Here is a 20,093-nt window from a genome sequence, read left to right on the forward strand (position 1 = left end):
TCGTATCAATCGAATACTCTTTCAAAGATTTGAGAGCAAAGAGAAGCAAGTAGGTCAAGGAAGCGACCGAGCGAGCACCGGAGCGTACGCTAGTACGTGAGGAGCACAGTGAGAGAGCTGACGAAGAGATACGACGCTTATCTTTGGTCGAAACTAAGTTAAGTTAGAAAGGGCGCACGGTGGATGCCTTGGCACTAGGAGCCGATGAAGGACGGGATTAACACCGATATGCTTTGGGGAGCTGTAAGTAAGCTTTGATCCAGAGATTTCCGAATGGGGAAACCCTCTATCCGTAATGGGATAGAATCTTTACCTGAATACATAGGGTACTGAAGGCAGACCCGGGGAACTGAAACATCTAAGTACCCGGAGGAAGAGAAAGCAAACGCGATTCCCTGAGTAGCGGCGAGCGAAACGGGATTAGCCCAAACCAAGAGGCTTGCCTCTTGGGGTTGTAGGACACTCTATATGGAGTTACAAAGGAACGGGGTAGACGAATCGATCTGGAAAGGTCAGTCGTAGAAGGTAAAAACCCTGTAGTCGAAACTTCGTTCCCTCTTGAGTGTATCCTGAGTACGGCGGGACACGAGAAATCCCGTCGGAAGCAGGGAGGACCATCTCCCAAGGCTAAATACTCCCTAGTGACCGATAGTGAACCAGTACCGTGAGGGAAAGGTGAAAAGCACCCCGGAAGGGGAGTGAAATAGATCCTGAAACCGTGTGCCTACAAGTAGTTAGAGCCCATTTATGGGTGATAGCGTGCCTTTTGTAGAATGAACCGGCGAGTTACGATTACATGCGAGGTTAAGTTGATAAGACGGAGCCGCAGCGAAAGCGAGTCTGAATAGGGCGAAATAGTATGTGGTTGTAGACCCGAAACCAGGTGATCTACCCATGTCCAGGGTGAAGTCCAGGTAACACTGGATGGAGGCCCGAACCCACGCACGTTGAAAAGTGCGGGGATGAGGTGTGGGTAGCGGAGAAATTCCAATCGAACTTGGAGATAGCTGGTTCTCTCCGAAATAGCTTTAGGGCTAGCCTCAAGATTTAGAGTATTGGAGGTAGAGCACTGTTTGGACTAGGGGCCCCCATCGGGTTACCGAATTCAGACAAACTCCGAATGCCAAATACTTATTCTTGGGAGTCAGACTACGAGTGATAAGATCCGTGGTCAAGAGGGAAACAGCCCAGACCACCAGCTAAGGTCCCAAAGTATACGTTAAGTGGAAAAGGATGTGGAGTTGCTTAGACAACCAGGATGTTGGCTTAGAAGCAGCCACCATTTAAAGAGTGCGTAATAGCTCACTGGTCGAGTGACTCTGCGCCGAAAATGTACCGGGGCTAAACGTATCACCGAAGCTGTGGATTGACATCTATGATGTCAGTGGTAGGAGAGCGTTCTAAGTGCGTCGAAGCTAGACCGTAAGGACTGGTGGAGCGCTTAGAAGTGAGAATGCCGGTATGAGTAGCGAAAGATGAGTGAGAATCTCATCCACCGAATGCCTAAGGTTTCCTGAGGAAGGCTCGTCCGCTCAGGGTTAGTCGGGACCTAAGCCGAGGCTGAAAAGCGTAGGCGATGGACAACAGGTTGATATTCCTGTACCACCTTTAAATCGTTTGAGCAATGGGGGGACGCAGGAGGATAGGGTAAGCGTGCTGTTGGATTAGCACGTCCAAGCAGTTAGGCCGGTAATGAGGCAAATCCCATTACCACAAAAGCGGAGCTGTGACGGCGAGGGAAATATAGTACCGAAGTTCCTGATTCCACACTGCCAAGAAAAGCCTCTAGCGAGATTTATGGTGCCCGTACCGCAAACCGACACAGGTAGGCGAGGAGAGAATCCTAAGGTGAGCGAGAGAACTCTCGTTAAGGAACTCGGCAAAATGACCCCGTAACTTCGGGAGAAGGGGTGCTCTTTTGGGTGTTAAAGCCCGAGAGAGCCGCAGTGAATAGGCCCAGGCGACTGTTTAGCAAAAACACAGGTCTCTGCGAAGCCGCAAGGCGAAGTATAGGGGCTGACACCTGCCCGGTGCTGGAAGGTTAAGAGGAGGGGTTAGCACTTAGTGCGAAGCTCTGAATTGAAGCCCCAGTAAACGGCGGCCGTAACTATAACGGTCCTAAGGTAGCGAAATTCCTTGTCGGGTAAGTTCCGACCCGCACGAAAGGTGTAACGATCTGGGCACTGTCTCAACGAGAGACTCGGTGAAATTATAGTACCTGTGAAGATGCAGGTTACCCGCGACAGGACGGAAAGACCCCGTGGAGCTTTACTGCAGCCTGATATTGAATTTTGGTACAGCTTGTACAGGATAGGTAGGAGCCTTGGAAGCCGGAGCGCTAGCTTCGGTGGAGGCATTGGTGGGATACTACCCTGGCTGTATTGACATTCTAACCCGCACCCCTTATCGGGGTGGGAGACAGTGTCAGGTGGGCAGTTTGACTGGGGCGGTCGCCTCCTAAAAAGTAACGGAGGCGCCCAAAGGTTCCCTCAGAATGGTTGGAAATCATTCGTAGAGTGTAAAGGCACAAGGGAGCTTGACTGCGAGACCTACAAGTCGAGCAGGGACGAAAGTCGGGCTTAGTGATCCGGTGGTTCCGCATGGAAGGGCCATCGCTCAACGGATAAAAGCTACCCCGGGGATAACAGGCTTATCTCCCCCAAGAGTCCACATCGACGGGGAGGTTTGGCACCTCGATGTCGGCTCATCGCATCCTGGGGCTGTAGTCGGTCCCAAGGGTTGGGCTGTTCGCCCATTAAAGCGGTACGCGAGCTGGGTTCAGAACGTCGTGAGACAGTTCGGTCCCTATCCGTCGTGGGCGTAGGAAATTTGAGAGGAGCTGTCCTTAGTACGAGAGGACCGGGATGGACGCACCGCTGGTGTACCAGTTGTCTTGCCAAAGGCATCGCTGGGTAGCTATGTGCGGAAGGGATAAGTGCTGAAAGCATCTAAGCATGAAGCCCCCCTCAAGATGAGATTTCCCATAGCGCAAGCTAGTAAGATCCCTGAAAGATGATCAGGTTGATAGGTCAGAGGTGGAAGCGTGGCGACATGTGGAGCTGACTGATACTAATAGATCGAGGACTTAACTAAAAACTCTTAGCGTAAGCTAAGAAAGATTACTCATTTCTTATCTTTTACTTCATAATCTAGTTTTGAGGGAATAACTCTCAAAAATAAAATAGTCTGGTGGCGATAGCGAGAAGGTCACACCCGTTCCCATACCGAACACGGAAGTTAAGCTTCTAAAGCGCCGATGGTAGTTGGGGGTTCTCCCCCTGTGAGAGTAGGACGTCGCCAGGCCATTAAAAGACCTAAAAGCATTATTGCTTTTAGGTCTTTTTTATGTAAAAAAGTAGAATTTGGTAGTAGTTGCTGTGCTTTTATTGTCGTTTTTCGATTCATCTGTTTTATTTTTTCTATTATTGTTCATTCTTTATTAGTTTTGATTTTCTCTTGTCGTAGGAGTTGACTGAATTTAACTAGTGATAGTACTGGTTTTCTTTACGCTTTGTTGCGAGAGAAACAAAATCTGGGTATACTTGTATAGAAATCAGGGAGGATCGATCATGGATAAAAGACAGCAGTTAATGAGTGAACTTATGGATTCAGAATGTAGAAAATAAAAAAGAAATATATTTCCGATTAACAGCTAATGGACAAAAAATAAATAATGTCGATCAAGAATTACATCAGTCATTTCTTGAACGTGACAAGGAAGTATTTAAAAACATGACCGATAACGAATTTGGCACTATTTTTCGTTTTATTGGTCGATATAGGTATCATTTGAAAAATATCACGAAGTAAGTGGTATTTTTTATTTTGGATTTTATTGACAAGGAAACAATAATTCTGAAGGAGAAACATTATGAATACTTCAATCAATAAACACGAGCTAAAATTTGGGATGATCTCTGTCTTTTTAACTGGTCTGGGATTAACTATTGTTAGTCCTGTTTTGCATTTTTTAGTAAAATTTTATACGAGTAATCCAAGTAGTCAGGCTACTGCAGTAACATTGCTTACTTCTATATACGCACTTTCTGTATTTTTAGTTGCACCTGTTTTAGGGGCGTTAAGTGACAGATATGGTCGTCGTCCAGTGTTGATTATTAGTCTGTTCGGTTCTGCACTGGGTTATTTTATTTTTGGCCTTGGAGGGGCGCTTTGGATTCTCTTCATTGGGCGTATCATTGAAGGTTTAACAGGAGGTGAAATTTCAGCGATTTTTGCTTACTTTGCGGATATTACTCCTTCTGGTGCACGCACTAAATACTTTGGTTGGATTAGTGCGGTTGTTGGGGTTGGTACTGCGCTCGGTCCTACAATCGGAGGAGCACTTGCGACTTTCGGGAATAGTGTCCCTATGTATGCTGGCGCAGCAATCACATTGCTCAATGCTATATATGGATATTTCTTTATGTCTGAGAGCCTTGAAAAGTCTAAACGATCTTCTAGGATTTCCGCTAGACATCTTAATCCATTTATACAACTATCAAACGTTTTTTCCTTTAAATCAGTTAGATGGCTACTGATTGCTGGATTCTTAATTTGGATTCCTAATGGATCATTACAAGCCATTTTCTCTCAATTTTCAATTGATACATTTGCCTGGCAGCCTGTGCTTATCGGGCTGACATTTTCAATAATAGGGGTGCTTGACATCTTCTCCCAAGCGTTTATTATGCCACGATTTCTTAAATTTTTGCCGGATGAAAAAATTGCTCATTTAGGTATGATAAGTGAAATGATAGGTTTTATCTTTATAGCGGTTTCAGCATTTACTGCGTTTTATCCAGTCTTTATCATAGGGATGATTTTCTTTGGAGTTGGTGATTCCATCTTTGGTTCATCATTTAATGGTATGCTTTCAAAATCTGTTAGCGCCAGCGAACAAGGTCATATCCTAGGTGGTTCTCAAAGCATTCAATCTCTTGCTCGATTCATCGGACCGATTATTGGCGGATAGTTGTATGCAATAGTTAACCATGCCACTCCAGCCATCTTGGGTGTAATATTGATTGGAATATCCGCTCTTTTTTATCAAAAAAACATCGGTAGATTCATTAAAAATAACTTTTAAGATTATCCTATAGCAGATAATGTGAAACAAATAATGCGTCAGCTAGTCTTCGATTAATTTTGACATGCATACACATTGAATGAATAACAAACGGTTTAGCGATGAAGCAGGGGGGAGTAGAAGGAAAGAGCTATCTTTGGGTAATATACTATTTAAACCCATAAGCATCTATTTGGTAGATGCTTATAGGTGGAATTGATATTAGGAGTTCATTGGAGTTAGCTTAATCTCTCCTTCATTAGAATCAAATTTATTAAATAGTGGAGGAAGTTTCCTTACTCAGAAACGCTCCAATCGTCTAAATGTGAATACGGCTAGTACAAAAAGGATTACTGATAATCCGATTGTTGAAAAAACAGGTAGAAGGAATGTGTCAATACTTTGGTTGTGCATTAAAATACTTGTTGCCTCATTTCGAAGTGTAGCAGGACTCCATTTCATATATTTGGTTATAAGCCCAGTGAGTAAGGAGAGTACAGCTAGGAATGTTAAACTTACGCCTGCGATGCCACCAGTATTTCGTAAGAGTGTTCCTAGCCAAATTGTGAAAGTAAGAATAAAAATAATCCATAGGCTATATATTAAAAAGCTAGTAAGTGCATCTATCCAACGAACAGGTAAAAACAATAAATTAGTATAGTACCAAGTCAAAACATAGCTTAAAAATAGAGAAGTTAATGCGATGATAACTTGACTTGACCATTTACAGGCTATGTATTGGAAGGCGGAAACAGGACGTGCCATAATAAGGATAAGTACATTATTTTGCCGCTCATGAGAAATGATGCCCATCGTAGCCAGGACGAATAAAAGAGTACCAATTGTTCCATATTGAGATAAAGTAGCTGCTAGCACTTCTGCTCCTGTTGGGACTGGGAATTCAATCTTTGTCCCCTCGGGCAGGTTTCCAGCTTTCTCAATTATTTGTGGCATATAGTAAGTTGTAATTGGTTGGGAAACGCCTAAGATCATCATAACAACAGGAAGCCAGATCCATTTCCCGTTTCTTTTACTTTCTAGCATTTCTTTTTGAAATAAAGTTAAAAAGTTTCTCATAGGTTAATCACCTTCATATAAGCATCCTCTAGAGAATCCTCCTTTACTTCGAATTTTTGAATTGTATGTCCTTTCTTTATTAGGGTAGTTAATAGATCGTTTGTTTGGAAGGATGGCGCAATTTCTAAGATGGTTACATTAGTATCAGTCATAAAGTGAATAGTATCGGATTTTACTAATTTATCCAATTCGTCCTTTATAGGTTCTGTTGTTTCAATATGGACAGCTGTGTGTGAAAATGCTTTTTTTAAATCGATTAAGGAACCATCCCACTTTATTTCTCCTTCCTTTAACATAAGAACTTCATCGCAAACTTGTTCTGCATCATGAAGGACATGTGTGGAAAAAAGGATTGTCATCCTTTCTTTTAATTTTTCCATAAGTACTAGAACTTCCCTTCTCCCTGTAGGGTCTAAGGCGGAAACTGGTTCGTCTAGGATCAATAGTTCTGGCTGATGTAAAATAGCTTGTGCTAATCCGAGCCGTTGCTTCATTCCACCAGAAAAACCTCCGATCTTTCGGTTCTTTACCTCTGTTAGTCCAACGAATGAAAGGCTGTTATTAATGTATTCTTTTAAAAGTTGTTTAGGAACAGCTGATAGTTTTCCAGCGAAATACAGAAATTCCACGGGAGTCATCCAATTAAAAAAAGTGGGATGCTGGGGCATAAAACCAATATGTTTACGATAATCCTTTTCCCCGTTGTAAGATATAGAGCCTTTTGTCGGGGATAGCAGACCCGCAAGCATATGAAGAGTGGTTGTCTTACCAGCTCCATTTGGCCCTAATAGTGCTGTACAACAACCTTTTTTAATGTGGAAGGTGATTCCTTTAATTGCTTGATGGTCATTAAAACGCTTTTCTAATTGACTCACTTGTACGAACATTTTAATGCCTCCTTAATTATTTTTTCTTCCTACAACAAAATATAAGATGGGTCCGAATAAGCTAACGAATAGGATAAGTAGAATCCATAACCATTTCGGTCCATTTGTTTCTTCTTGCTTGATACAGCTAATGAGGGCTGTAAGCATTAAGATGAATTGGAGAATAAGAACGGGAGCTAATAATGACCAGTTTACTTGTAATAATTCTTCCAAAGCTATTTCTCCTTTCGTGCTTTTCTTTTTTTAGGCAAGATAATAAGAAGGAAGTAAAGAATTGATGGAAGTGGAAGCGAAATCAATCCCCATATTCCCCAAAACCATGCTAAGCTTGCATTTTTTTTCGCATGAATAAACAAAAAAGTTCCCTGTGCTAACAGAGCGAGGATAAGTAGGAATAATAAATAAGGATTAATTTCTGCCATCAAATATCTTCCTTTCTTGTTTCCGCATTAATGTAATGTAAATTATTGGAGCAACTATAATAGATACAACCTCCATAATGACTATAGTATGAAGGGCTAGGGATGCAATGATTGATAAACAACTAAGTAAAAGGATGGCTGTTCCCATAAACAACTTCAATTCTTTATAGAAAGCTTTTTTCCTTTTCAGTTGATAGTTTTGCAGCTGTTCTTTCATGAAATATGAAGAAGGTTCCTTCCTAATAGGAAGATATTCAAGATGATTCCAATCCTTCTGTAAATCCTCAATAAGCTTATCTGTCTGATTATGATCATTCGTCATGGACTGTCCACTCCTTTCTAAGTTTCTTGATGCCATTGTAAACTCGAGATTTAACCGTTCCTGTTTTTATATGAAGTAGGTTACTAATTTCTTCATATGTGTAGCCGTAATAGTGATGAAGCAGGATGGGTATTCGAAACTCTGCTTCTAAATTATTGAAATCAGTAAATGTGTCACTCCACTCTATTCCTTTGGATTTTGCCCTCCATGTTAGTTGTCGTGATAGAGCTATTTTTGTTTGATTAATCCAATTAACTTCTCTTTTCTGTTTTCGAAGTTGATCAATATAGAGTCGTGACGCAATAGAAATCATCCAGGTTGAGAACTTACTGTCTCCTTTAAAAGAGTTTAGGTTTTCGTAGCATTTAAGCATGGTGTCCTGTGCAAGATCTGAACTTGTTTCTTCATTTAATGTAAGTTTTAGTAAATATTTATATAGGAATGAATAGTGTAATTGAAATAAATCTACGAAGGCATCTTCATTTCCTTCCTTAGCAAGTGTGATAAGTCTTTTCTCGTTGTCCAAAGTTAAATCGATGCCTCCTTTTCTTTTTCAAATCATAAGACGGTTAATCTCAGCAAATCGTTCATTAAATATAAATATTTTTTTAAAGCTAAATTTCTTTTACAATAATCCTTCCTTGGAGTAGAGGAAGTTATAGTGTTCTTAATAATACGGATGTATGTTAAACTCTTATCTGTTTTTGTAATTCTAAACATTGCAAAAATAATTATGTTATGTTTATGTGAATATTATAATCATAGAAAATATAGATATATGTTCAAAAATAGTAATTTAAAAACACTGTTTCTTTAATCATACCATTTGAGTGCATAGATACTTTCTCATAAAAGGAGTAGGAATAAATGAAGATTGGCATCATTACTGATATCCATGGAAATGCACCAGCTCTGATGTACTACAAGAAATGGATAAAAGGGAAGAGATTGAGGTGTTTTTTGTTTAGGTGATATGATAGGAATTGGACCAGACACTAATGAAGTTTTAAATCTATTATTTTCAAGAAAGGATATTGCATGATCACAGGCAACCATGATGAAGCGATTTTGGCGCTGTTAAGGGGAGAAGAGTCTCCTCTTAGTCATGAACCTACGAAAGCACACCATCAATGGATTGCAGATAATATGGATAAATCCTTTATTCCTAATTTAAAAGTTACCGCGAACTATTGATACAATAATAGAAGGTCATTTGGTTCTATTTACACACTATCATATAGAAGAATCAAAACAAAATAGTCATATTAGCAAAGATCCCTTTAGTAAAATTGTTGAACCGTTATTCAAACCAATTAACAATTTATTTAAAGGGTATAATAAAGAGTTAATCTGTTTTGGACACCACCATCCCGTTCATTTTTTTCAAAGTAAAGAAACGACTTTTTTAAATCCGGGATCTTTGGGGTGTAATCCACAACCAATAGCTTCTTATGGAATTGCAAGTAAAGATAAGGAGAAAATAAAAATTAGTCTAGAAAAAGTAGCTTATGATAATTCCTTTTTCTTAGAGTCCTATGAGACTTTGAAAGTGCCAGATCGTGACTTAATTATTAAGATATTTCACGGAAATCAAAATAGCAAGGATAGAAGGGGGTCTCAGATGTACTTTAATGAAAGAATTGGTCTTGATATAAAAGAAGAGCATCATAAGATTCGTCGGCGAGTAGCGGTAAGGGCTGTAATAATGGAAAAGCAAAAGATTTTACTTGTGCAAACAAATAAAGGTGATTTTAAATTTCCAGGGGGAGGAGTTGAAAGAAATGAGGGACTGATCGAAGCGCTATCGAGGGAGGTAAAAGAAGAAACTGGTTATACTCATTGTGCAGTGAAAGAATGTATGGGGAAAGTAATAGAAAACCAAGTAGATCAGTACGATAAGCAAGCATATTTTCAAATGATATCTCATTATTACATGTGTGAGCTGGTGAAAAGTGAAAAAGGGGAGCTTGAGTTAGATGCTTACGAGTCCGAACTTGAATTTACACCTGTATGGGTATCAGTTGGGCTATAGAAGAAAATAAATATGCATCGTCTCAATTTAATAGTAATCCATGGGTTACTAGAGAAAATTTGGTTTTGGAAAAAATAAAAGACTTTACCTACTTAAGGAGAAGAGTGTGATGTATGCAGTAATTGCATTATTTGATACAGTATTAGAACAAAGAATAAAAAAGATATGGGAAGAGCTAGAAAGCAACAAAATTTCCTATTATGCGAGAGAAGTAGAGGATAGAGTACCTCATATTACACTAGCAAGCTATAAGGAAGTCTCTGTCACAAATTTTATAAATGAGATGGAAACCTTCTATAAAGATAAGGGGAAAATCCAAGTTGAATTTCAAGCAGTAGGATCTTTTATAAACACAAAAACGCTATTTTACTCTCCAACCGTAACTAAAGAGTTAATAGAGTTACATTCTGATTATCATCGATACTTTGCTTCGTTTAATAATGATGAAGAGTCGTTATACCTTCCAGGTAAATGGGTTCCGCATTGTACCTTAGCTAATAGACTTTCTGAAGAAAAGCTACAGGATGGATATAGTTATTGTTTAAAGTCAAATGAAAAGCTAGAAGGAGAAATTAACCGAATAGGATTAATTAGAGTAGATAGTTCGAAACATGCTCCAGTTATATATTCTAAGAGTTTAATAGAATTATAAAAAAATCTTAAAAAACAGTTGACGATTAAGTGGATAATTGATATTATATAAAAGTTGCTTCTAACAGCAACGATAATATGATAATTTAATAGTTAAAAGTTTTTAAGAAAGTTATTGACTTATAATTAGTAAATATGATATTATATAAAAATTACTTCTAATAGCAACAAACGAATTGCTCTTTGAAAACTGAACAAACAAACGTCAACAATAATCGTTTTATAACTAACATTATAGAATGAAAACAACAAGTAATAAAAAGCTAGAGTTTAGCAATGAGCTAATCAACTCTTTATTGGAGAGTTTGATCCTGGCTCAGGACGAACGCTGGCGGCGTGCCTAATACATGCAAGTCGAGCGGACTTTAAAAGCTTGCTTTTAAAGTTAGCGGCGGACGGGTGAGTAACACGTGGGCAACCTGCCTGTAAGACTGGGATAACTTCGGGAAACCGGAGCTAATACCGGATAATCCTTTTCTACTCATGTAGAAAAGCTGAAAGACGGTTTACGCTGTCACTTACAGATGGGCCCGCGGCGCATTAGCTAGTTGGTGAGGTAACGGCTCACCAAGGCAACGATGTGTAGCCGACCTGAGAGGGTGATCGGCCACACTGGGACTGAGACACGGCCCAGACTCCTACGGGAGGCAGCAGTAGGGAATCTTCCGCAATGGACGAAAGTCTGACGGAGCAACGCCGCGTGAGTGATGAAGGTTTTCGGATCGTAAAACTCTGTTGTTAGGGAAGAACAAGTACAAGAGTAACTGCTTGTACCTTGACGGTACCTAACCAGAAAGCCACGGCTAACTACGTGCCAGCAGCCGCGGTAATACGTAGGTGGCAAGCGTTGTCCGGAATTATTGGGCGTAAAGCGCGCGCAGGCGGTCCTTTAAGTCTGATGTGAAAGCCCACGGCTCAACCGTGGAGGGTCATTGGAAACTGGGGGACTTGAGTGCAGAAGAGAAGAGTGGAATTCCACGTGTAGCGGTGAAATGCGTAGAGATGTGGAGGAACACCAGTGGCGAAGGCGACTCTTTGGTCTGTAACTGACGCTGAGGCGCGAAAGCGTGGGGAGCAAACAGGATTAGATACCCTGGTAGTCCACGCCGTAAACGATGAGTGCTAAGTGTTAGAGGGTTTCCGCCCTTTAGTGCTGCAGCAAACGCATTAAGCACTCCGCCTGGGGAGTACGGCCGCAAGGCTGAAACTCAAAGGAATTGACGGGGGCCCGCACAAGCGGTGGAGCATGTGGTTTAATTCGAAGCAACGCGAAGAACCTTACCAGGTCTTGACATCCTCTGCCACTCCTAGAGATAGGACGTTCCCCTTCGGGGGACAGAGTGACAGGTGGTGCATGGTTGTCGTCAGCTCGTGTCGTGAGATGTTGGGTTAAGTCCCGCAACGAGCGCAACCCTTGATCTTAGTTGCCAGCATTTAGTTGGGCACTCTAAGGTGACTGCCGGTGACAAACCGGAGGAAGGTGGGGATGACGTCAAATCATCATGCCCCTTATGACCTGGGCTACACACGTGCTACAATGGATGGTACAAAGGGCAGCAAAGCGGTGACGCCTAGCAAATCCCATAAAACCATTCTCAGTTCGGATTGTAGGCTGCAACTCGCCTACATGAAGCTGGAATCGCTAGTAATCGCGGATCAGCATGCCGCGGTGAATACGTTCCCGGGCCTTGTACACACCGCCCGTCACACCACGAGAGTTTGTAACACCCGAAGTCGGTGGGGTAACCGTAAGGAGCCAGCCGCCTAAGGTGGGATAGATGATTGGGGTGAAGTCGTAACAAGGTAGCCGTATCGGAAGGTGCGGCTGGATCACCTCCTTTCTAAGGAAAATGGAATTCACATTCCATCACAGATTGTTGACGATTTGTTGTTCAGTTTTGAGGGAGCAATTCCTCAAAAACAGGCTTATAATAAGCCAATTGTTCCTTGAAAACTAGATTATGAATAGTAAAAACAAGAAAGAAACCGAGTAATCGCCATCTTAGATTCTCTATTTTAGAGAATTACTTCTTTGGAAAGTAATCGTATCAATCGAATACTCTTTCAAAGATTTGAGAGCAAAGAGAAGCAAGTAGGTCAAGGAAGCGACCGAGCGAGCACCGGAGCGTACGCTAGTACGTGAGGAGCACAGTGAGAGAGCTGACGAAGAGATACGACGCTTATCTTTGGTCGAAACTAAGTTAAGTTAGAAAGGGCGCACGGTGGATGCCTTGGCACTAGGAGCCGATGAAGGACGGGATTAACACCGATATGCTTTGGGGAGCTGTAAGTAAGCTTTGATCCAGAGATTTCCGAATGGGGAAACCCTCTATCCGTAATGGGATAGAATCTTTACCTGAATACATAGGGTACTGAAGGCAGACCCGGGGAACTGAAACATCTAAGTACCCGGAGGAAGAGAAAGCAAACGCGATTCCCTGAGTAGCGGCGAGCGAAACGGGATTAGCCCAAACCAAGAGGCTTGCCTCTTGGGGTTGTAGGACACTCTATATGGAGTTACAAAGGAACGGGGTAGACGAATCGATCTGGAAAGGTCAGTCGTAGAAGGTAAAAACCCTGTAGTCGAAACTTCGTTCCCTCTTGAGTGTATCCTGAGTACGGCGGGACACGAGAAATCCCGTCGGAAGCAGGGAGGACCATCTCCCAAGGCTAAATACTCCCTAGTGACCGATAGTGAACCAGTACCGTGAGGGAAAGGTGAAAAGCACCCCGGAAGGGGAGTGAAATAGATCCTGAAACCGTGTGCCTACAAGTAGTTAGAGCCCATTTATGGGTGATAGCGTGCCTTTTGTAGAATGAACCGGCGAGTTACGATTACATGCGAGGTTAAGTTGATAAGACGGAGCCGCAGCGAAAGCGAGTCTGAATAGGGCGAAATAGTATGTGGTTGTAGACCCGAAACCAGGTGATCTACCCATGTCCAGGGTGAAGTCCAGGTAACACTGGATGGAGGCCCGAACCCACGCACGTTGAAAAGTGCGGGGATGAGGTGTGGGTAGCGGAGAAATTCCAATCGAACTTGGAGATAGCTGGTTCTCTCCGAAATAGCTTTAGGGCTAGCCTCAAGATTTAGAGTATTGGAGGTAGAGCACTGTTTGGACTAGGGGCCCCCATCGGGTTACCGAATTCAGACAAACTCCGAATGCCAAATACTTATTCTTGGGAGTCAGACTACGAGTGATAAGATCCGTGGTCAAGAGGGAAACAGCCCAGACCACCAGCTAAGGTCCCAAAGTATACGTTAAGTGGAAAAGGATGTGGAGTTGCTTAGACAACCAGGATGTTGGCTTAGAAGCAGCCACCATTTAAAGAGTGCGTAATAGCTCACTGGTCGAGTGACTCTGCGCCGAAAATGTACCGGGGCTAAACGTATCACCGAAGCTGTGGATTGACATCTATGATGTCAGTGGTAGGAGAGCGTTCTAAGTGCGTCGAAGCTAGACCGTAAGGACTGGTGGAGCGCTTAGAAGTGAGAATGCCGGTATGAGTAGCGAAAGATGAGTGAGAATCTCATCCACCGAATGCCTAAGGTTTCCTGAGGAAGGCTCGTCCGCTCAGGGTTAGTCGGGACCTAAGCCGAGGCTGAAAAGCGTAGGCGATGGACAACAGGTTGATATTCCTGTACCACCTTTAAATCGTTTGAGCAATGGGGGGACGCAGGAGGATAGGGTAAGCGTGCTGTTGGATTAGCACGTCCAAGCAGTTAGGCCGGTAATGAGGCAAATCCCATTACCATGTCAGCGGAGCTGTGACGGCGAGGGAAATATAGTACCGAAGTTCCTGATTCCACACTGCCAAGAAAATCCTCTAGCGAGATTTATGGTGCCCGTACCGCAAACCGACACAGGTAGGCGAGGAGAGAATCCTAAGGTGAGCGAGAGAACTCTCGTTAAGGAACTCGGCAAAATGACCCCGTAACTTCGGGAGAAGGGGTGCTCTTTTGGGTGTTAAAGCCCGAGAGAGCCGCAGTGAATAGGCCCAGGCGACTGTTTAGCAAAAACACAGGTCTCTGCGAAGCCGCAAGGCGAAGTATAGGGGCTGACACCTGCCCGGTGCTGGAAGGTTAAGAGGAGGGGTTAGCACTTAGTGCGAAGCTCTGAATTGAAGCCCCAGTAAACGGCGGCCGTAACTATAACGGTCCTAAGGTAGCGAAATTCCTTGTCGGGTAAGTTCCGACCCGCACGAAAGGTGTAACGATCTGGGCACTGTCTCAACGAGAGACTCGGTGAAATTATAGTACCTGTGAAGATGCAGGTTACCCGCGACAGGACGGAAAGACCCCGTGGAGCTTTACTGCAGCCTGATATTGAATTTTGGTACAGCTTGTACAGGATAGGTAGGAGCCTTGGAAGCCGGAGCGCTAGCTTCGGTGGAGGCATTGGTGGGATACTACCCTGGCTGTATTGACATTCTAACCCGCACCCCTTATCGGGGTGGGAGACAGTGTCAGGTGGGCAGTTTGACTGGGGCGGTCGCCTCCTAAAAAGTAACGGAGGCGCCCAAAGGTTCCCTCAGAATGGTTGGAAATCATTCGTAGAGTGTAAAGGCACAAGGGAGCTTGACTGCGAGACCTACAAGTCGAGCAGGGACGAAAGTCGGGCTTAGTGATCCGGTGGTTCCGCATGGAAGGGCCATCGCTCAACGGATAAAAGCTACCCCGGGGATAACAGGCTTATCTCCCCCAAGAGTCCACATCGACGGGGAGGTTTGGCACCTCGATGTCGGCTCATCGCATCCTGGGGCTGTAGTCGGTCCCAAGGGTTGGGCTGTTCGCCCATTAAAGCGGTACGCGAGCTGGGTTCAGAACGTCGTGAGACAGTTCGGTCCCTATCCGTCGTGGGCGTAGGAAATTTGAGAGGAGCTGTCCTTAGTACGAGAGGACCGGGATGGACGCACCGCTGGTGTACCAGTTGTCTTGCCAAAGGCATCGCTGGGTAGCTATGTGCGGAAGGGATAAGTGCTGAAAGCATCTAAGCATGAAGCCCCCCTCAAGATGAGATTTCCCATAGCGCAAGCTAGTAAGATCCCTGAAAGATGATCAGGTTGATAGGTCAGAGGTGGAAGCGTGGCGACATGTGGAGCTGACTGATACTAATAGATCGAGGACTTAACTAAAACGAAAAGCGGAAACGCCTGTTTATCGGCGTACAAACTGGATGAGCATCGACTGAGATAAAGGAAACACGATGAGCGCAAGTGAATCGATGTTGACTTATCGTAGGGAGATGATCGGAAGTTTGCTAGGCGATAGGCGTTGGAGCTGGACAATCTTGATTACTCATTTCTTATCTTTTACTTCATAATCTAGTTTTGAGGGAATAACTCTCAAAAATAAAATAGTCTGGTGGCGATAGCGAGAAGGTCACACCCGTTCCCATACCGAACACGGAAGTTAAGCTTCTAAAGCGCCGATGGTAGTTGGGGGTTCTCCCCCTGTGAGAGTAGGACGTCGCCAGGCCATTAAAAGACCTAAAAGCATTATTGCTTTTAGGTCTTTTTTTTTTACACATTAGATTTAATGTACTTTTCTACTTCTAGTAAAAATAGAAAGAAAAGTGGTGATTTTAATAATAACAACAAGTTATGCTAAGGACTTCATTAGTTGGAAGTCCTTTTTAATAGTAATATCAGAGAATATAGATTTACTAGGTTCATTTAATAACAAAGATGAAATTTATGTATTGTAAAATTGTTTACGCCCATTCGGCAGCCCATTTTTTCATTTCCTTTAATACGCTATGAAACGATTTTCCTTTTTCTGTAAGAGAGTATTCAACAGTGATGGGAACTGTAGGGATAGCTGTTCGAACAATAATACCTTTCTTCTCTAAATGCTTGAGTGTTGTTGTTAAAGAATTAGGACTTATCCCCTTAATAGATCTCCGTAATTCATTGAACCGTTTTGTTCCTTCAAATAATTCCCTCAACACTAGAAATGACCATTTATTTCCTATGATATCAAGCGTTTTTTCAATTAAGCATGGAATTTCCATCCTATTCCTCCTGGTTATAAATTATTAGTTAGTTAAGTATAAGTAACTATGTCATAAAAATTTCACTACTTACATTATTATATTAAGTCTTGTAAAATAGCAATCAAGCAATCCTGGTAGGAATCTCTAAAATTTTTCAAATGAGAATTAGGAAAACTTAGCAATTTGGTAATTTGAAAGTGAAAATCAGAATGGAAGTTATATCTATTCTATTCATCATCTTTGTTTGTAGCCTTATTAATAAGGTATTTATCGAAGTTTTTATAATCGAAAAGTATTTTAATGCATTGTTCTCGGAAAATTTCATAGTAAATATAATTGTTCCACGAAATAGTCCTCTAAGGAGGTGGTTTTGGTTATCTTTAATCCTTATTGGCAATAAAGTAAACTATTATAGTTTATCTAAGTTTCTAATAATGAAAAGAGGAAAGGGAGCAGTAACTTTGCTTAGGAATTAAAGTATAGGGATAGTAGCAAAAAATATATTTATTTAAAAAGGAGAAATGCATAATGGAATTTGTTACATTAAATAATGGATTGAAAATGCCTCAATTGGGTTTTGGAGTTTGGCAAGTTGCAGATGACCAAGCAACTAGTGCGGTTGCAAAGGCGCTTGAAGTAGGATATCGCTCGATCGATACGGCGATGATTTATAAAAATGAAAAAGGTGTAGGGAAAGCAATAAAAGATTCTTCTGTTCCTCGTGAAGAGTTATTCATTACGACAAAAGTCTGGAACAGTGACCAAGGTTACGAAAATACACTGAAAGCATTTGATGAAAGCTTAGAAAGATTGGGTCTTGATTATGTAGATTTATATTTAATTCATTGGCCAACTCCCAAATTTGATAACTATGTGGATACATATAAAGCTTTAGAAAAACTATATAAGGATGGAAAAGTGAAAGCTATTGGTGTTTGTAACTTTGAAATAGAGCATTTAGAACGCATTTTAAGTGAATGCGAAGTAAAACCTGTTCTAAATCAGGTAGAATGTCATCCTTATTTGGCACAAAATGAATTAAAGGAGTATTGTGAAAAACATGATATTTTTGTAGAAGCGTGGAGTCCATTAGATCAGGGTGGAGAAGTATTACAGGATGAAGTAATTAAAAATATTGCAGATGCACATAAAAAAACACCAGCTCAGGTTGTTTTACGCTGGCATTTACAAAATAATACAATTGTGATTCCTAAATCGGTTACTCCATCAAGAATTGAAGAGAATTTCCAAGTATTTGACTTTGAGCTAAATGATAAAGACGTAAATGCAATAAATCAATTAAATATTAATAGACGTAAAGGATCTCATCCTAACGATATGCACGTACGCTAAAATGTTAGTTATCTGAAAGAAAGGGAGGGTTTTATCCCTTTCTTTCTATTTTAATGTTTACTGGTAATGTTTTATTTGAAAGGAGAAAAAACTTTTATTTTTTTTGAGAAAAATGCTGACAAAATGATTATAACCTGTTATTATATAAAAGTTGCTTCTAACAGCAACGATAATATGATAAGTTAATAGTTAAAAGTTTTTAAGAAAGTTATTGACTTATAATTAGTAAATATGTTATTATATGAAAGTTGCTTCTGATAGCAGCAAACAAATTGCTCTTTGAAAACTGAACAAACAAACGTCAACAATAATCGTTTTATAACGAACGTTATAGAATGAAAACAACAAGTAATAAAAAGCTAGAGTTTAGCAATGAGCTAATCAACTCTTTATTGGAGAGTTTGATCCTGGCTCAGGACGAACGCTGGCGGCGTGCCTAATACATGCAAGTCGAGCGGACTTTAAAAGCTTGCTTTTAAAGTTAGCGGCGGACGGGTGAGTAACACGTGGGCAACCTGCCTGTAAGACTGGGATAACTTCGGGAAACCGGAGCTAATACCGGATAATCCTTTTCTACTCATGTAGAAAAGCTGAAAGACGGTTTACGCTGTCACTTACAGATGGGCCCGCGGCGCATTAGCTAGTTGGTGAGGTAACGGCTCACCAAGGCAACGATGTGTAGCCGACCTGAGAGGGTGATCGGCCACACTGGGACTGAGACACGGCCCAGACTCCTACGGGAGGCAGCAGTAGGGAATCTTCCGCAATGGACGAAAGTCTGACGGAGCAACGCCGCGTGAGTGATGAAGGTTTTCGGATCGTAAAACTCTGTTGTTAGGGAAGAACAAGTACAAGAGTAACTGCTTGTACCTTGACGGTACCTAACCAGAAAGCCACGGCTAACTACGTGCCAGCAGCCGCGGTAATACGTAGGTGGCAAGCGTTGTCCGGAATTATTGGGCGTAAAGCGCGCGCAGGCGGTCCTTTAAGTCTGATGTGAAAGCCCACGGCTCAACCGTGGAGGGTCATTGGAAACTGGGGGACTTGAGTGCAGAAGAGAAGAGTGGAATTCCACGTGTAGCGGTGAAATGCGTAGAGATGTGGAGGAACACCAGTGGCGAAGGCGACTCTTTGGTCTGTAACTGACGCTGAGGCGCGAAAGCGTGGGGAGCAAACAGGATTAGATACCCTGGTAGTCCACGCCGTAAACGATGAGTGCTAAGTGTTAGAGGGTTTCCGCCCTTTAGTGCTGCAGCAAACGCATTAAGCACTCCGCCTGGGGAGTACGGCCGCAAGGCTGAAACTCAAAGGAATTGACGGGGGCCCGCACAAGCGGTGGAGCATGTGGTTTAATTCGAAGCAACGCGAAGAACCTTACCAGGTCTTGACATCCTCTGCCACTCCTAGAGATAGGACGTTCCCCTTCGGGGGACAGAGTGACAGGTGGTGCATGGTTGTCGTCAGCTCGTGTCGTGAGATGTTGGGTTAAGTCCCGCAACGAGCGCAACCCTTGATCTTAGTTGCCAGCATTTAGTTGGGCACTCTAAGGTGACTGCCGGTGACAAACCGGAGGAAGGTGGGGATGACGTCAAATCATCATGCCCCTTATGACCTGGGCTACACACGTGCTACAATGGATGGTACAAAGGGCAGCAAAGCGGTGACGCCTAGCAAATCCCATAAAACCATTCTCAGTTCGGATTGTAGGCTGCAACTCGCCTACATGAAGCTGGAATCGCTAGTAATCGCGGATCAGCATGCCGCGGTGAATACGTTCCCGGGCCTTGTACACACCGCCCGTCACACCACGAGAGTTTGTAACACCCGAAGTCGGTGGGGTAACCGTAAGGAGCCAGCCGCCTAAGGTGGGATAGATGATTGGGGTGAAGTCGTAACAAGGTAGCCGTATCGGAAGGTGCGGCTGGATCACCTCCTTTCTAAGGAAAATGGAATTCACATTCCATCACAGATTGTTGACGATTTGTTGTTCAGTTTTGAGGGAGCAATTCCTCAAAAACAGGCTTATAATAAGCCAATTGTTCCTTGAAAACTAGATTATGAATAGTAAAAACAAGAAAGAAACCGAGTAATCGCCATCTTAGATTCTCTATTTTAGAGAATTACTTCTTTGGAAAGTAATCGTATCAATCGAATACTCTTTCAAAGATTTGAGAGCAAAGAGAAGCAAGTAGGTCAAGGAAGCGACCGAGCGAGCACCGGAGCGTACGCTAGTACGTGAGGAGCACAGTGAGAGAGCTGACGAAGAGATACGACGCTTATCTTTGGTC

General features: G+C 42.5%; 12 protein-coding genes, 6 rRNA genes and 1 pseudogene. 12 read left to right on the top strand and 7 right to left on the bottom strand.

From position 1 onward, the window contains the following. The first annotated feature begins 156 nt into the window (after nucleotides 1–156). The 4 genes and pseudogenes from AB3U99_RS02725 to AB3U99_RS02740 form a co-directional block, all read left to right on the top strand. A 23S ribosomal RNA gene (locus tag AB3U99_RS02725) occupies nucleotides 157–3,093 on the top strand. 92 nt (nucleotides 3,094–3,185) lie between these two features. After that, nucleotides 3,186–3,303, top strand: a 5S ribosomal RNA gene (gene rrf, locus AB3U99_RS02730). 291 nt (nucleotides 3,304–3,594) lie between these two features. Further along, nucleotides 3,595–3,810: a transcriptional regulator gene (locus tag AB3U99_RS02735; protein WP_400245250.1), complete on the top strand. Its 216-nt coding sequence runs from the start codon at nucleotides 3,595–3,597 to the stop codon at nucleotides 3,808–3,810. Nucleotides 3,811–3,871: 61 nt separating this feature from the next. Continuing rightward, nucleotides 3,872–4,969 (top strand): annotated as a pseudogene (locus tag AB3U99_RS02740) (MFS transporter); the annotation flags it as partial. 396 nt (nucleotides 4,970–5,365) lie between these two features. On the opposite strand, the gene AB3U99_RS02745 reads toward AB3U99_RS02740, so the two are convergent. From AB3U99_RS02745 to sigY, 6 genes are read right to left on the bottom strand one after another with little or no spacing between them, the layout of a single operon-like run. Further along, a complete protein-coding gene (locus tag AB3U99_RS02745) occupies nucleotides 5,366–6,142 on the bottom strand; it encodes an ABC transporter permease (RefSeq protein ID WP_400245251.1) in 777 nt (258 codons plus the stop codon). Next, nucleotides 6,139–7,029: an ATP-binding cassette domain-containing protein gene (locus tag AB3U99_RS02750; RefSeq protein ID WP_400245252.1), complete on the bottom strand. Its 891-nt coding sequence runs from the start codon at nucleotides 7,027–7,029 to the stop codon at nucleotides 6,139–6,141. Before AB3U99_RS02750 ends, AB3U99_RS02745 begins: the two co-directional genes overlap by 4 nt. A gap of 12 nt (nucleotides 7,030–7,041) precedes the next feature. Continuing rightward, nucleotides 7,042–7,242 (bottom strand): PLD nuclease N-terminal domain-containing protein, encoded by a 201-nt coding sequence (locus tag AB3U99_RS02755; protein ID WP_400245253.1) that lies wholly within the window; start codon nucleotides 7,240–7,242, stop codon nucleotides 7,042–7,044. Between the two features lie 2 nt (nucleotides 7,243–7,244). Next, nucleotides 7,245–7,451: a transcriptional regulator gene (locus tag AB3U99_RS02760; RefSeq protein WP_400245254.1), complete on the bottom strand. Its 207-nt coding sequence runs from the start codon at nucleotides 7,449–7,451 to the stop codon at nucleotides 7,245–7,247. Continuing rightward, nucleotides 7,438–7,773, bottom strand: a complete 336-nt coding sequence (locus AB3U99_RS02765; protein WP_400245255.1) for a DUF5345 family protein — start codon at nucleotides 7,771–7,773, stop codon at nucleotides 7,438–7,440. The genes AB3U99_RS02760 and AB3U99_RS02765 overlap by 14 nt, the downstream gene beginning before the upstream one ends. Then, nucleotides 7,763–8,299: an RNA polymerase sigma factor SigY gene (sigY, locus tag AB3U99_RS02770; protein WP_400245256.1), complete on the bottom strand. Its 537-nt coding sequence runs from the start codon at nucleotides 8,297–8,299 to the stop codon at nucleotides 7,763–7,765. Before sigY ends, AB3U99_RS02765 begins: the two co-directional genes overlap by 11 nt. Before the next feature lie 512 nt (nucleotides 8,300–8,811). On the opposite strand from sigY, the gene AB3U99_RS02775 reads away from it, so the two are divergent. The 6 genes from AB3U99_RS02775 (at nucleotide 8,812) to rrf (AB3U99_RS02800) (ending at nucleotide 15,935) form a co-directional block, all read left to right on the top strand. Further along, complete coding sequence (locus tag AB3U99_RS02775; protein ID WP_400245257.1) at nucleotides 8,812–8,967, top strand: hypothetical protein; 156 nt, start codon at nucleotides 8,812–8,814, stop codon at nucleotides 8,965–8,967. Between the two features lie 19 nt (nucleotides 8,968–8,986). Continuing rightward, on the top strand, nucleotides 8,987–9,805 hold the full coding sequence (locus AB3U99_RS02780; RefSeq protein ID WP_400245258.1) for an NUDIX domain-containing protein: 819 nt from the start codon (nucleotides 8,987–8,989) through the stop codon (nucleotides 9,803–9,805). 109 nt (nucleotides 9,806–9,914) lie between these two features. Beyond that, nucleotides 9,915–10,457 carry a 2'-5' RNA ligase family protein gene (locus AB3U99_RS02785; RefSeq protein ID WP_400245259.1) on the top strand — a complete coding sequence of 181 codons (543 nt, stop codon included), beginning with the start codon at nucleotides 9,915–9,917 and terminating at the stop codon, nucleotides 10,455–10,457. Between the two features lie 292 nt (nucleotides 10,458–10,749). After that, a 16S ribosomal RNA gene (locus AB3U99_RS02790) occupies nucleotides 10,750–12,297 on the top strand. 358 nt (nucleotides 12,298–12,655) lie between these two features. Further along, nucleotides 12,656–15,592 (top strand): 23S ribosomal RNA (locus tag AB3U99_RS02795). A 225-nt stretch (nucleotides 15,593–15,817) separates the two neighbouring features. Further along, nucleotides 15,818–15,935: ribosomal RNA gene (gene rrf / locus AB3U99_RS02800) — 5S ribosomal RNA — on the top strand. Together the 16S, 23S and 5S rRNA genes form the textbook arrangement of a ribosomal RNA operon. 235 nt (nucleotides 15,936–16,170) lie before the next feature. Here the strand turns inward: rrf (AB3U99_RS02800) and AB3U99_RS02805 are convergent. Continuing rightward, nucleotides 16,171–16,470, bottom strand: coding sequence for a winged helix-turn-helix transcriptional regulator (locus AB3U99_RS02805; RefSeq protein ID WP_400245260.1), 300 nt, complete (start codon nucleotides 16,468–16,470; stop codon nucleotides 16,171–16,173). A gap of 510 nt (nucleotides 16,471–16,980) precedes the next feature. Between AB3U99_RS02805 and AB3U99_RS02810 the strand changes: the two genes are divergently transcribed. After that, nucleotides 16,981–17,805 (top strand): aldo/keto reductase, encoded by an 825-nt coding sequence (locus AB3U99_RS02810; protein WP_400245262.1) that lies wholly within the window; start codon nucleotides 16,981–16,983, stop codon nucleotides 17,803–17,805. 389 nt (nucleotides 17,806–18,194) lie between these two features. After that, nucleotides 18,195–19,742 (top strand): 16S ribosomal RNA (locus AB3U99_RS02815). The last annotated feature ends 351 nt before the right edge of the window (nucleotides 19,743–20,093 follow it).

This window comes from Niallia tiangongensis (assembly GCF_044704065.1).
GTDB lineage: Bacteria > Bacillota > Bacilli > Bacillales > Cytobacillaceae > Niallia > Niallia tiangongensis.